This is a genomic window from Phycisphaeraceae bacterium (genome assembly GCA_020639155.1).
Lineage (GTDB): Bacteria > Planctomycetota > Phycisphaerae > Phycisphaerales > UBA1924 > JACKHF01.
Genome location: JACKHF010000001.1, coordinates 2,236,531 through 2,250,495, shown reverse-complemented (window position 1 = coordinate 2,250,495; position 13,965 = coordinate 2,236,531). Strand labels below are relative to the sequence as shown.

The window sequence follows — 13,965 nt, the reverse complement described above, 5'->3', positions numbered from 1 at the left end:
CACTCTGAGCATCTTTCGCAACGCGCCCGAGAGGACTCGAACCTCTGACCTGCGGTTTAGGAAACCGCTGCTCTATCCAGCTGAGCTACGAGCGCTTCACGCAGTTTGTATCATCGCCTTCCAGCGTTTCAGGCAGTGAGCATAGGCTCTACAGCGTCGAGCTGGCATCACAGAACATCCGCAAATGCGCGCCTGCACTTCATAAACATGGCGTAGCTCAACACAGCCATCAACGCTGATACGAGAAGCATACCTCCCCACCACGCCCAATCCGGTTGTTCACCGCGGATCATCACTGCCCGGCAGGACTCGATCGAGCGCGCGAGTGGATTGAGCCCAAGGACCATCCGCAGCTTTGGGTTGTTAATGTTGTCAAGCGAGTAAAATACAGGCGTCAGGAAAAACAGCATTGTTATCCCGATTTCGACAATACTTCCCATGTCACGAAGGAATACTCCTAACGCAGAGAGCAGCCAACTCATCGCAAGTCCTGCAAGGCAGACTGGAAGAATCAATACTGGTACCAGAATCACTTCCCAATGCGGATAGTGCTGGGGCGAGAAAACAACCCAGCCAAGAAACCACACCAGCAAACCGACGGCAAAGTGAAACAACGCAACGAGCATCGCACTTACCGAGAAGATTTCCAGCGGCACAACAACCTTTTTCACATACTGCGTGCGACCAACAATGAGATTCGATGCTGCACCTGCCATCTCACGAAAGATACCAAAGACAATGAGACCTATGAAGAGGTTCAGCGCGAAGGTTGCATCTACGCCTCCAGTAGGTGCATTCTCTCCATGTGCTGTACGGCGAGCCTCAAAGACGATCCCGAAAACGAACGTATAGACCGCGAGCATGATGAGCGGATGGATCACAGTCCACGCAAGTCCGAGCAGATGGTTCTTGTACCGCTGTTCAATATCCCTGCGGGCAAACTGCCCTGTAAGCACACGAACCGACCAGAGATTCCGTACCATCGCGCTTGGGTTGAGATATGCTCGAAGAGGCAGCGCAGCATGAGAATAGATCACCGTGGCTTGGCTCACACACATCCCCTCTGCCCCCGAAACCGGGCGAAAACGTTCGGTCTGGCCGATGAGCATGGAGCTCATCCCGCATATCATTGCACGGCACACGCAGCGTGTCAGCAACACCGAGAGAGACGATTCCCAGAATGTCCGCAGTCACAGCACCAAACGCATCACAACGCACTCCGGCTTTGAATGGCTCATCCAACGCCGCAAACCCTGACATGCCTCAGAGTGCATCGGCACAGCGCGAGATCGCCATCCGTGTCCAAGGTGTCTCCAAGTGCTACCACGTTTACACCAAGCCTGTCGATCGGTTAAAGCAGGCGATCTACAGATGGAAGAAACAGTGCTACAAGGAGTTCTGGGCACTCCACGAAGTCGACCTGACCCTGTACAGGGGTCAAACACTGGGCATCATTGGACGGAACGGTGCTGGCAAATCGACACTCCTTCAGATTATCTGCGGCACACTTCGACCAACAACCGGCAGTGTTGAGGTGCATGGCAAAATCTCGGCGCTCCTCGAACTCGGATCCGGGTTCAACAAGGATTTTACCGGGAGAGAAAACGTCTATCTTGCTGGCGCGATCCGCGGGCTGTCGCGAAAGCAGATCGACTCGTTGCTCGACTCTATTTTGAGCTTTGCTGACATCGGCAGCTTTATCGATCAGCCCCTGCACACGTATTCCAGCGGGATGGTTGTTCGGCTTGCTTTCGCGGTTGCTGCTCACGTTGAGCCCGACATTCTTGTTGTTGATGAGGCACTTTCGGTAGGCGACATCTTCTTCCAGCAGAAATGCGCTAGATACATGCGAGACAAACTCGCCAATACAACGAAGCTGCTCGTCTCACACGATCTCGGATCCATCGCGCAACACTGTGACCGTGCAGTTGTGCTCTCCAGAGGGAGACTTGCGTTCGAAGGGACCCCCAAGGACGCAATTGCGTACTACACGAAGATTGTTCATTCAGAGCAGCGTGCGGACAGCGAAGCCACTCAGCAGTTCACAACAAACCAAGATCAGTTCCATCGGGCAAACTCTACACAAGCGTCTCTTCCGTGGGTTCCGGTCACCGACGAGAAACGAGGCGGAGTTGGTAAAGCAAGAATCACTCGCGTTGCTGTGACCAACTTTGATCTGACGCCGATCGGCGTGCTTCAACCGGGTGACGGGTACATCTGCCACGCCGAGTTCGAGACTGACGAGGCAATGGATCAGCTGATCTTCGGAACGTTGCTGCAGGACAGATTCGGGAACGCGGTATGCGGTGACAATACATGCTCACTTGAAGATCCTGTTACTTCAGTCGGGTGCGCCGGACGTCATCAGGTCAGTCTTGAGTTCCGCTGGCCTGAGATACGTCAGGGCGCATACACGCTCACATTCGGGATTGGCCAGGGCGATCACCCCCTCTACCATGACATCCAGTGCTGGGCGCACAACGTCGTTGAGATAAAGTCAGCCAGTCCGCGCATTGCAATCCATGGGCTGTTCAACAACCACATCCGATCGATGGAGGTGAGAACGCATGGCTGACAACACGCTTGCCCAGCCGGAGCCTCTCACGGAAACCGTCTGGCACATCTCTGATCCAGTCTTTGAAGCCGATGAGTTCAAGCCAGAACACAAGATATGGCCGTGGTGCGGGCACAGAAACTTCGCATACGACCTTGTTCACTGGTTCAAGCCGATCAGGATCGCCGAGCTCGGTGTCCACTGGGGCACCTCATTCTTTGCGTGGGCGCAGGCCATCAAAGATGGCAATCTTCCCACGCAGCTCATTGGTGTTGATACGTTCAAAGGTGAGGAGCACGCTGGCTTCTACGGCGAGGAAGTGTACTCGACTGTCACAGATATTGTCGAGCGCCGGTTTACCAAGCAGCACATCGTGCTTCATCGTTCACTCTTTGATGAGGCGCTCGACCATGTCGAAAACGAGTCGTGCGACATTATTCATATCGATGGCTTGCATACGTACGAGGCTGTCAAGCACGACTTTGAGACCTGGCTTCCAAAGCTCCGCGAGCACGGCGTGATGCTGTTTCACGACACGGCAGAATCGAGCGGCTACGGCTCTGCTGACTTCTGGAAAGAACTGCTCTCCGAGTACCCCGGATTCGCATTCGAACACTCGTGGGGGCTTGGCGTGTTATTCCCCAAGGGAGATCGCGCCCTTGCTGCAATCAAGCAGCAGAATCTCGCGGACAAGATACAACTCTACACCTTCAAGGCGTTATTCGAAGCCAAAGATATCGCGAACAAGGAAAAGGCTGAGTTGCTTATCAAGCGCATGGACGCGATCAACTCGCAGACCGAGATGATTCGTCAGCGAAATGCAACAATCGAACAGATAAGATCCGATCTTGCTGCAGCACGAATAATGTGCGAAGAACGATACAACATCATCCAGAATCAGTCCGAGCACATCGCGAATCTGAAAACCCGTGCAGACAATCTGGATACACATCTCGCAGAAGCAAACAAAGCCATCGCATCGCACACCGAACGAATCCAGAGCATCGAGAAGGACACGCAATCACTCACCGCAGCGAAGCAGCAACTCGAAACACAGCTCAACAACGAGCGTGCAAAGACAGCAACACTCCACAGCGAAACCGAGCAGCTCAAATCAACCATCAGCGAGCACGAGCGGGCCATCACGGACGCGCGCCAGCAACTCACCATCGCAACGAAGGACCTCGCCCATCGTGAGGAGCGGCTGAAGGAACTCAACAAGCACTTTGAAACGATCACACTCGATCTTGAAGCACTCAAACTTCGCGCACAGCATATCGAGTCCACGCACAACACGCACCAGCAGCAGATCGACGCGCTGGATGATTCACTCTCACGCGGATTCTTCCGGAAATCAATCAAAGGAAAACCACCAACGTGAAAAAGGGCAAGGAACAACATCAGCAGGCAGCAGAGCACGGTGCTTCGCACGAAGACGCGCCATCCGGATCACCAATCAGCCGCATCTCAGGCGTAAGCAAACTGCTATTGGTGGTATCGATCCTGCTGATGGGTGCTGGCATCGCGCTGCCGTTTGCGATAGGCAAATCTGCTGACACCCAGCCGATGCAACAACCCGGAGAATCAACTGGCGAGTTTGACAACAACAACCTCGTCCCCGGGTTTGCGCCAACTGAAAGCACAGGCACGGGCGAGCCCTCATCACTTGAAACCGCAAAGGACACAGCGACCGAGTGGTCGCCAGCGATGTTCCGCGCGGGATTTAGTTTCTTTGCTGGGTTCTCGATCGCGATGGCGCTCAAGCTCGTGCTCCGCACCGCGCTCGTGTTCGCTGGGTTCTTCCTGCTCGGCCTGTTCGGGTTGCAGTACGCGGGCATCGCGGACATCGACTGGACATTGCTCGGTAACAAGTACGACACCGTCAGCGCGTGGGCGTCGTCGCAGTTTGACTCAGCCAAAGGTTTCATCACGGGCTACATGCCGTCAGCCGCTGCGACACTGGGCGGCATGTTCATGGGGTTCCGGAGCAGATAGTTTTTTCTTGCGCACACAACGAAAAACCACCGGCACGATACCGGTGGTTTGTTTCTTATTGCAGTTTGCGCTCTTTACGCGACGTACCGGAACGACTGACTGCCGAAGTCCGTGCCCGCGGTGAAACGTGCGACGATCGGCACCGATCCCACTGGCGAGAACGAGCCCTTGTACGCCTTGATGATGTACTGCGCCGCGATGGTGCACGCGGGCACGGTGCTGTCGGTGAAGCTGCGAACGCCGGTCAGGCCAACCTGTTCGAGTTGGCCGAACGGCTCGCCCGGCTCGGTCTGCACGGAGCGGAGCACGCTGTAGACGGTCGAGCCGCCCTGCGTGTTGCCCTTCCACTTCAGCTCGAGCGCGCCGCTGTCGTTGAGGTCGTAGGTGATGCCGTACGGCTGCTCGGGCGGGTTTGACTGCGGATCCTTTGGCGGCGGCACGGACGCGGCGGTGTACACCGCGTTGGGATCGGGCTGCGTGAGCGCGTACGCGCGGATCGTCTTGATGACCTGATTGCCGAACGAACGCATCTCGGAGACCTGCGTGTTCTGCGTCATGGTCGCATTCTTTGCGGCGGTCTTTGCGGCCTGCGCGTTGTCGTACGCTGTGCGCGCCTCGGTTGTTTCGGTTGTGATCTCGGTGACCTGACCAGCGGTGAGGCCGATGGCTGCCGGGTTTTCCGCCCAGCCGGTGACACGCTGCTCGAACCATTCTATATCGCCGACGATTGTCCCGGGGAGTGTGGACATGGGTCAGTCCTCCATGACTGTGGATCGCGGCGACGAATCCTTCTTTCTGTATGCTCTGGCGAGCACACATCCGCAGCGATCGGTGTTATCCCTTGGCAACCCCCACATTAGAGGCTGCCTCGGACAGGCGAATCGGCACCCACGATCTGTTGTGACCAATACACGGGGCAGGATTGTCACAGGCAGCGAATCTTGCGCGTTGTGCTCCAACGGTTCGTCATCCCTGTGCTGTCCTCCGTCATCCCCGCGAAAGCGGGGATCTAGTAGGAAAACAGGATTTGAAACGAAGAAATAGGGATAAACAACTGCTACGGCACTGAATCATATTAATGTGGCGAATAGCAATCTGCTCCACACCGCTGCATTTCTTCCCACATTTCAATATGCCCTCTGAGACCTGCGTGCTTCCGTCCATAGTTAACAAGCTCCTTGCGAGCGTCGGGATCAAACGGTATCGCGGTAGCACCCAGGCACTCACTCCAAATCTTTGCAAGCATTGACTCGGGAGTGTCGCATATTTTTGTTTTGAGTTCCGCACAAAAGAACACGCCTTTACTTAGTTTACTACTCGGCAGATCCCACATAGCGCGCACGTACTCCACAGCTATCGATGAAGGCGGCATATCGCGGAATATCTCATGGTATTGGAATCCTGTTTCGGAACAAGACTGGCGGCTCCAAGGGCTACATACTTCAGTTAATCTTTGATACTTGTGTCGAACAGATGTGTCACCCGCTGCAGCAACAGCGACATATGCCGAGTCAAGCTGCCCAAGATCATGTACGCCATGTTCAACTAACTCTTCGAATAAATCAATGATGAATACATCCGCGCTTTTCATGACTTCACTTGTCTGAAAGTCAACCGCCGAACTAGAGAGATTCCACATTGTTCTGCCTGATACATGCGATTCTAATGTAGTTAATTTTTGAACAAAAGTATCATATTCATTAGAACCGTAGCCAATTATAGATGACAATATCGATCCGATTACAAGGCAAGTGGGTTTTTTTAGCTGATTCCATAGCCATGGATCGGTTGGAATAAAATCAGATTCTGTACATACCCATCTATTCAGGCCGTAATAAAAGCCCGGAGGTCTTAGATATTTTCTTACTGAACTCTCACTATGTTTACTTCCCATAAGAAGATGGAGTGACAACGGATGTCGGCGAGCATTTACCATTGATTCATATTGAGACCGCGGGCCACACACCAATGCGTGAGCAATAAATGACATAATGACATCTCGTGCAAGATCATCGATAAATGGCAGCTTGTTATCAAGAAGACTGTCTCTCTGGATAGTTAATGGGAGCTTTGCAGAACTATCGAATACTGATATTCCCGGGCACAATAATTGTATTTCTTCCGGCCAATCAAACCGAGAAAAGACAATATGATCATGTGCTATTACGTGACCAATACGTATTCCGTTGCATAAGAAAGGTATATCTCTACTAAAATGCTGCCTAAAGAACTCAGTTGACCAGTATATAGAATCCCAGCCGTCAATGCGCAAAGGTCGCCAGCGGGACAGCCGTTGATCTATGTGGAAATCCATATTAATGCCTTGATCTAATATCGTTACTCCACTTTGGTCAATCTGTCGCATGACAACTTTGGGCCAGTTGAGACAATACCAATCAAAAACGCGCGATGAAATACGCGCCGCGACTGTATTGCCCTTTTTCTCAAAAATAAGCGCGTCATCATAGAGATCAATTTCGACTGTTGTACCGACAGGCAGATCGGGCTTTCGTTGTATTTCAATGGTTTGGCTATGTGCTGATACTTCGAAGTAGTGGCCCGATGTAAGATCATCCACGTTCCTTGTCCATATTCTAAATGAGTTTCCTATAAGGAAGTACGAAAACACTCCCACACCGAATCGGCCAGCCTTGAGCACACGTGCGTTTCCCTCGTTGTCAACGAAATCCTTGACCCAAGCGGATGATTGACGAAATGACGCACCGGCACGCAGAAAATATTGTTGGATTGTGTCGCTGGTCATACCGATTCCACGATCGGTCACCCGCAGCATCCAAGAGCCGTTTTCATGCTGGACAAAATCAACAAGAACATCTGCACCCAGCGCAGGAAGATTCAAAGTATCAACAGATACATTACGATCTTTGCACCAGACATCCAAAGCTCGCACAGCGTCGGTTGCATTCTGAACGAGCTCACGGATACCGACACTCGGCTCTTTTCCATACAATGGCTCTACAAGCAGCGTGAGTAGGTTTGGGTCTGCACTAAAACCCGTTTCTCTTGGAACATATGGAAGGCGCTGTTGAAAAGCGTTTGTTTGTAGGTTTGAGTGGACTCGCCTGATTGCAAGTTGAAGTTGATCAAGACCCCTAGCCGAATGGACACCATAGATTTCGTCAAGGACTGCTGTTGCATGGTCAAGTTCTCGTTGCAGTCCTTTAAGCAGATCGCCTAGTTGGAGAAATGTGCTCAACTTGACGCTAGGACTGACTGTGACAGATATGGCCCGTGGATCGTCAGCCTCCCCGATGTGCTGCACCGCGAGATGCTTTGTCCATTCCTGCACCGAGATCGGGCTTTGCGGCCGACGTAGTTGTAACAGCACTGCTGGAGCACGCTTCCTGTCCATTTGCAGATAGTCGGCGATTCGAAGTAGTGCCATTGCATACAGCACCGCTGCACCCATTGGGCGGGGACTCTTCGGGTACTGCGGAACCGATTTCAAATACTCCTGACACACTCGAAGAGACGTACCATGCGAACGCGCAGTGAGTCCGATGAGGTCAGCAAGCAATTTGAGTTCGTGCCCTGCCGTACCCATCGCAGGAAACTCCGCCTCGCCAGAACCTTGTGGCAAGCCCGGGAATCCATACAAAGCAATCTCATGGGCAAGTCTGGCATGGTGTCGTCGGAGAAACTCTCCAACGATGAGTCTGTCATTCAATGTCCATGTTCCATCATCATTAGGCAACCCATCAAACTTCCAAATGGCTGCTTCTTTCTCACCAATGATGTTTGTGAGTTCACGTGCACTGAACTTTCGGGCTTCACGCTCATACTTATCCCAAAGAGCATGCCATGGTTGATCTGCTATGTGCCCCTCGTGATCTTGGTTGAACCAGTCGACAGGCTTGAATCGTGAACCTTCGGCAATAAGTTCTCGAAACCCGTGTACTCGGAGATGCATGGCGATATCGTGCAATAATGTCGCGCCGATCATTATGACGGCATCAACATCGGTGAGTAATCGAGGGTTAGATTCTGATTTGCTCTGCTCCCATACCTCATCGGGTACTAGATCAATCTTTGACTTGAGCACACTGTCAATGTGATTAACCCCATGGTCTGTGTAATCTGGAAAGAAAGGCATCTGATTGTCGCTTAAGATCTGGCCTACACGATCTGCAAGCGCGCGGATCGGAGCGAAAAACTCACTTTCTTTCAGTAGGTCACTTATTTGCTGGGGGAACTTGATCTTGCTCATGTAATCTCCAACATCACACCTGATCGATTTATATCCAACCATTCTACGGAGTTGTGTGAGAACTTCGTGCTAGGTGATGTTCCTTAGCGATGTCTACCAACAAGGCTGGTCACCGGCCCAATAGCGATGTTCCCGACTGGATCCCCGCTTGCGCGGGGATGACGGGGCAGTACAGGCTCCCCTCTGTGGGCCTCCGTGTCCTGCGTGGGGGTGTGGTTCCAATCCGAACCCAGACCAGCCCAGATCCAGAGCAAACCGGTCCATCCCGGAACCAAACATTGCCATCTTGAGAGCATACAGGACGACATCCGGGGCACACGTCGCCACAGACAGAGCAAACAGGACGATCTTTGGCCCAAACAGGAAGACGTTTGGCCCAAACCACGCCACGTTTGGAGTAAACGCCATCATCTTCAGAGCAAACAGGGCGATCTTGGGAGCAAACAGGGCGACGTTTGCTCTCACTTTTGCCGTTATTCGACCCTTTTCTGAAGATTCAGGGGGGATTTTGGTGCTGTTCGGGGCTGGTCGTACCAGACAAAGGCCAACTCGCGCAGATTGTGCGCGATCGGGGCTCATGGGCGGATGCCACCCGGGGCGAGACGCTCGTGGGGCTGGGCACCTGTTTGATTTGGTATTTCAGTCGGTTCGTCATGGTCACGCAAGCGTGCCCCCACTCACCATGGCACCCAACTCTTTCCCTCTCTGCGCAGCTCAGCGTGCTCTGCGGTGAATCCCGATCCCGCAGACTTCACATACCCGCCAGCACGCGCTCGATCAGAGCTTTGGTCTTGAGAATTCCCTCTCGCTCCATCGAGCGATCGCCCTCGTATTCGATGCCGAGATAACCGCGGTAGCCGCTGCGCACCACCACGCGCAGCATGCGTTCGTAGTCGGTGCCGGTCTCGTTGCCCTTGTCATCGAACTTGTGGGACTTTGCGCTGACCGCCTGTGCGAAGCGCATCATGCGCTCGACGCCGAGATAGCGATCAAACCAGTTCGCACCATAGGGATTCTCGCCGACCTGGAAGTTGCCAAAGTCGGGGAGTGTGCCGACGTACTGATGATCCGCTCGCTCGATGGTCTCGCGCATCCAGTTGCCATTTGATGACAGGCCGCCGTGGTTCTCGACGATGATGTGGATGTTCATCGGCGCTGCAAACTCTGCGAGCCTGCGCAGGCCGTCGGCAGCAAGCTGCGACTGCGCGTCCCACGTACCGCTGGAGCGCGCGTTGACGCGAATGCACCTGCACCCGAGATGGACGGCAGCATCGACCCATTTCTTGTGGTTGTCGATCGCGCGCATGCGGGCCGCGTCGTCGGGATCGCCAAGATTGCCCTCGCCGTCGATCATGATGAGATTCTGGAACACGCCGAGGTCCGCGCAGCGCGTGTTCATCTCGTCGAGATAAGCCTTGTCCTTCGCCTTGTCTTTGAAGTAGGAGTTGACGTACTCGACCGCCTCAATGCCGCAGGTATTCTTCGCGTAGGCCGGGAAATCGAGATGGTTGAGCACACCGGTCGAGAGCGCCTGGTTGAGCGACCACTGCGCAAGCGAGATATCGATGCCGTGCGAATCGCGTGCGGACATGGCAAACCTCCTGTAAACATGATCAAACACGATTCAGGCTCGACCGGACTCATCAGGCGCGAGCGGGCTGCTTCGAGAACGCGTCGGCGAACTTGCGCGCGGGGCGGTTCTTCCACTGGCCGCGGTGGTACGCGTCTGACGCGAGCAATGGGAACAGTGCCGAGTACTCGCCGTAGACCATCTGTTCGTGGACAACGTCGACCTTGCCCCACGAGCACGCCTCGCGGAGCGTCGACCCCGAGAGCGCGCCGTCGCGAGAGTCTGCAACCGTCATCTGGATGGCGTACTTGTGCATGCCGATGTCGCCGCGTGCTAAGCCGCCCTTGCGCTCGTTGAGAAGTTCGGCAGCAACGACGATGTCCTGCGCGAAGTTCTTCGGCACGCCGCCGCCCATCATGAGCAGGCCCGTGTTCGGATTGATGAGCTTGATCTCGGTGAGTTCGCGGAAGTCTGCGCCCGAATCAAACGCGAGCGACGGCTTGCCCGCCTCGCGCGATTCGACCTGGTGCAGCACGATGCCGAACCCGGCGGAACAATCGGAGAACGCGGGTACGAAGATCGGCACGCGCTTCTGATAGCACGTCTTCACGATCGACTCGTTCTTCGGATGGTGCTTTGCAAGATACGCTCCCATCGCGTCGATCAGCTCACGACTGGAATACGCGCCGGGACCATGCTCCTCGCAAAACGTGTCAAAGATCTGCTTGGTCTTGTCGTCGCAGTCGCGGAGTTCGTCCTCGTCGATGTACGTGTCGTAGATGCGGTCGATCATCATGTCGCGCAGTGTCGGATCATCGACGGGCGGCGCTTCGGGCGAGCCGGGCGCGATGTAATGGCGGAACCCGAGACCCTCGAAGAAGTCCTGATCGACGATGTTCGCGCCGGTCGAGCAGATGGCATCGACCATGTTGTTCTCGACGAGCGTCAGAACGGCCTTCTTTAAGCCCGATGAGATCATCGAACCGGCGAGACACAGGATCACCGCGCAGTCGGTGTCGGCGAGCATCATGGAGTAGATGTCGGCGGCCTGCGCGAGCGTGCGCGACGAGTAGGCCATATCGCGGTAGGCGTCGATCACCGGGCGGGCATCGAACGCGGTCACGTCGACGTGCTCGATGGGGCGCGAGAGCAGTTCCTTCTTGGTCCATGTCTTTTGGGATGGGTTCTGGGTCATCTCAAATCTCCCGGCCGATGTCGGCGCGTTGTGTTTCGTACAGGATTGTATTCAGCCGGACGCTCAACCGATTTTTGTCGCGCCGCCCATGTACGGCTGGAGCGGTGCGGGGATGTTGACCGAGCCGTCGGCATTCTGGTGCATCTCGAGCAACGGGATCAGAATCCGCGGGCTCGCTGCAACGGTGTTGTTGAGTGAGTGGCAGAACACGGTCTGGCCCTGACCCGACTCGCCGCCATCGCGGTAGCGCATGTTCAGCCTGCGGCACTGGTAGTCGTAGAGACGCGAGGCCGAGTGCGTCTCGCCGAACGCGCCAGCGGGAACTGCTTCATCGTCCGGCGATTGATCGTCCGCCCAGCGTCCCGGCATCCAGCACTCGATGTCGATCATGTCGGCGTTCTTCTGCCCGAGATCGCCGGCGCAGCACTGGAGCAATCGATACGGAAGCTCCAGACTCTGCAGGAGTCCCTCAACAAACCCGATCATCTTCTTGTGCCACGCGCGCGATTCCTGCTCGTCTGCCTTGCAAATCACGACCTGCTCGACCTTGTCGAACTGATGGATGCGATAGAGACCCGCCGTGTCCTTGCCCGCTGCGCCAGCCTCGCGACGGAAGCACGTCGAGACGGTGGTGTACTTGAGTGGCAGATCCGCCTCATCGAGAATCTCGCCCATATGCACACCCATGAGCCCGACCTCGCCCGTGCCGGTCAGGAACATGTCGTACCCGCCGCCGCGCGATGTCTCCTCGACGTGGTACGCCTGATCGCGCCCGCCGGGGAAGAACCCCGTGCCGACCATCGCCTCCTCGCGCACGAGCACGGGCACACTGACCGGTTTGAACCCGTGGTGCTCTGTCATGTAGTCCATTGCGTACCGCAGGATGGCATTGTGCAATCGGAACCCGTCACCCATGAGGATGTAGCTGCGCGAGCCCGCGAGCTTCACGCCACGACCGAAGTCGACCAGCCCGTGCTTCTCAGCAAGCTCCAGATGTGTGCGCGGCTTGAAGCCCTTGTTCTGCTCGAACGATTTCGCAAAGTCGAACCCGGTCGGCGACCATCTGCTGATCTCGACGTTGTCCTCCGATCCCTTGCCATCGGGCACGTCAGCATCGGCCGGCTGGGGCACGGAGAGCAGCAGCGCATCGAGTTCGGGGCCGAGTGCGTGGATCTGGTCATCCAATGCTGCGATCTGGTCTTTCAGCTTCGCTGGCGCAGCCTTGAGCTCGTCCGCTTCCTTCTGGATCGCATCGCGCTCGACACTCTGGGCGCTCTTTAGCTTGCCCATCAGCTGACCGATCTTTGGTCCGAGCTGCTTTTCGAGCGACTTCTGCTCGGCGCGAAGCTCCTGCTGGGAGGTCATCGCCTTGCGTCGCTGAGCATCAAGATCGAGGATGCGATCAATGTCGACAGCTGCGCCCTTGCGCTTGCAGCCGAGGCGGTAATGGTCGGGACGGTCACGAAGGTCTTTGAGGTCGATCATGGGGCGCGAGTGTAGGTGCGGATTGGTTTGTTTTCAGCGGAAATGCACTGACTGATCCCTCTGACTGACCTCTCTTCAGTGGGTCGCTATGTGGGCCGCTTGTCCTCCGGAAACGACGCAAGGTCGTACGTCTTCCGCACCCGTCCCATCGCGTGGATCTCGCGCCAGAACGACCCGTTTCGAACGACCCACGTGTGATGCCCCGGCGCAGGCGGCGTGTTCTCGATCACCGTCACACAATCGATGCAGATGCCATCGTCAAGCTGCTGACCCTTTGTGATAACTTCCTGATTCACACAGGTTATACCAAGCTGCCCGCAGATCGCATCGACCATCGACGCGCTCACACTCTCAGCTCGCCAGTGCGGACGATCCACAGTGATGTTTCCTGACACATCCTTGTATTGTGCCAGATTAGAGTGATGCAGGAACGCGCGTCCTCCCGTGCGGAGCACACGCCTGCACTCGCGAAGATAGGACTCAATCACATCCAGTTCCGCATGGACAAGTGAATCCCACGAGAACACGAGATCAATGCTTGCGTCTGCAACCATTGGAAGCGTTCGTCCGTCGTTGGTGTGGAACTCGTGCTGCGTCGGATGACTCGCAAAGATGCGAGCGCAGTGCTGTGTACACTCATCAACAAGATCAACACCGATCAGATGATCGCAATGATTGAGAAGAAACTGTGTCCATCTGCCGTGCCCGGGCGCGATCTCGAGGATTCTGTCGCAATGAAGTGCATCTGCCCCACTGCTGATTGCGTGGAGCGACGGCGCAAGCCTCGGCAGGATCAGCCCGTGCCACCAGTTGAACGATCCGCCGCCGAGCGTGGACCACTCATCGCCGTCCATCGGCCAGCCGTGCTGCGTCCACTTTGTCAGATTCTCGTCAAGACTCGGCATCGCGTCCTTCTGCACACTGCTGCCATACGACCA

10 protein-coding genes and 1 tRNA gene are annotated in these 13,965 nt (G+C 55.4%); 3 read left to right on the top strand and 8 right to left on the bottom strand.

The genetic code is table 11. The features are described from left to right. Window positions 1-21: 21 nt before the first annotated feature. Both H6815_09465 and H6815_09460 read right to left on the bottom strand, forming a co-directional pair. Window positions 22-95: transfer RNA gene (locus H6815_09465), tRNA-Arg, on the bottom strand. A 72-nt stretch (window positions 96-167) separates the two neighbouring features. Next, window positions 168-1,052: an ABC transporter permease gene (locus H6815_09460; GenBank protein ID MCB9860665.1), complete on the bottom strand. Its 885-nt coding sequence runs from the start codon at window positions 1,050-1,052 to the stop codon at window positions 168-170. Window positions 1,053-1,180: 128 nt separating this feature from the next. Here H6815_09460 and H6815_09455 point away from each other — a divergent pair, with 128 nt between their 5' ends. From H6815_09455 to H6815_09445, 3 genes are read left to right on the top strand one after another with little or no spacing between them, the layout of a single operon-like run. Continuing rightward, window positions 1,181-2,575, top strand: coding sequence for an ABC transporter ATP-binding protein (locus H6815_09455; protein MCB9860664.1), 1,395 nt, complete (start codon window positions 1,181-1,183; stop codon window positions 2,573-2,575). Continuing rightward, window positions 2,568-3,935 (top strand): class I SAM-dependent methyltransferase, encoded by a 1,368-nt coding sequence (locus H6815_09450; GenBank protein MCB9860663.1) that lies wholly within the window; start codon window positions 2,568-2,570, stop codon window positions 3,933-3,935. Before H6815_09455 ends, H6815_09450 begins: the two co-directional genes overlap by 8 nt. After that, window positions 3,932-4,549, top strand: a complete 618-nt coding sequence (locus tag H6815_09445) for an FUN14 domain-containing protein (GenBank protein ID MCB9860662.1) — start codon at window positions 3,932-3,934, stop codon at window positions 4,547-4,549. Before H6815_09450 ends, H6815_09445 begins: the two co-directional genes overlap by 4 nt. Window positions 4,550-4,623: 74 nt before the next feature. Here H6815_09445 and H6815_09440 read toward each other — a convergent pair whose 3' ends face one another. The 6 genes from H6815_09440 to H6815_09415 all read right to left on the bottom strand — a co-directional run bounded on the left by H6815_09440 (window position 4,624) and on the right by H6815_09415 (window position 13,932). Continuing rightward, the gene (locus H6815_09440; GenBank protein MCB9860661.1) at window positions 4,624-5,298 is read right to left on the bottom strand and encodes a hypothetical protein; all 675 of its coding nucleotides are present in this window, start codon (window positions 5,296-5,298) and stop codon (window positions 4,624-4,626) included. Between the two features lie 326 nt (window positions 5,299-5,624). Next, entirely contained in the window at window positions 5,625-8,777 is a 3,153-nt protein-coding gene (locus H6815_09435; protein MCB9860660.1) for an ATP-binding protein, read from the bottom strand. A 751-nt stretch (window positions 8,778-9,528) separates the two neighbouring features. Continuing rightward, window positions 9,529-10,368, bottom strand: coding sequence for a sugar phosphate isomerase/epimerase (locus tag H6815_09430; GenBank protein ID MCB9860659.1), 840 nt, complete (start codon window positions 10,366-10,368; stop codon window positions 9,529-9,531). Window positions 10,369-10,420: 52 nt separating this feature from the next. Continuing rightward, window positions 10,421-11,542 carry a deoxyhypusine synthase gene (locus H6815_09425; GenBank protein MCB9860658.1) on the bottom strand — a complete coding sequence of 374 codons (1,122 nt, stop codon included), beginning with the start codon at window positions 11,540-11,542 and terminating at the stop codon, window positions 10,421-10,423. Window positions 11,543-11,605: 63 nt separating this feature from the next. Then, window positions 11,606-13,027 carry a serine--tRNA ligase gene (gene serS / locus H6815_09420; protein ID MCB9860657.1) on the bottom strand — a complete coding sequence of 474 codons (1,422 nt, stop codon included), beginning with the start codon at window positions 13,025-13,027 and terminating at the stop codon, window positions 11,606-11,608. Between the two features lie 86 nt (window positions 13,028-13,113). After that, window positions 13,114-13,932 carry a class I SAM-dependent methyltransferase gene (locus H6815_09415; GenBank protein ID MCB9860656.1) on the bottom strand — a complete coding sequence of 273 codons (819 nt, stop codon included), beginning with the start codon at window positions 13,930-13,932 and terminating at the stop codon, window positions 13,114-13,116. Window positions 13,933-13,965 lie beyond the last annotated feature (33 nt).

Coding starts and splice junctions, on each gene's coding strand:
- H6815_09415 (MCB9860656.1), bottom strand. CDS start 13,932: ATGCCGAGTCTTGACGAGAATCTGACAAAGTGGACGCAGCACGGCTGG.
- H6815_09455 (MCB9860664.1), top strand. CDS start 1,181: ATGTCCGCAGTCACAGCACCAAACGCATCACAACGCACTCCGGCTTTG.
- H6815_09435 (MCB9860660.1), bottom strand. CDS start 8,777: ATGAGCAAGATCAAGTTCCCCCAGCAAATAAGTGACCTACTGAAAGAA.
- H6815_09430 (MCB9860659.1), bottom strand. CDS start 10,368: ATGTCCGCACGCGATTCGCACGGCATCGATATCTCGCTTGCGCAGTGG.
- H6815_09450 (MCB9860663.1), top strand. CDS start 2,568: ATGGCTGACAACACGCTTGCCCAGCCGGAGCCTCTCACGGAAACCGTC.
- H6815_09440 (MCB9860661.1), bottom strand. CDS start 5,298: ATGTCCACACTCCCCGGGACAATCGTCGGCGATATAGAATGGTTCGAG.
- serS (MCB9860657.1), bottom strand. CDS start 13,027: ATGATCGACCTCAAAGACCTTCGTGACCGTCCCGACCATTACCGCCTC.
- H6815_09425 (MCB9860658.1), bottom strand. CDS start 11,542: ATGACCCAGAACCCATCCCAAAAGACATGGACCAAGAAGGAACTGCTC.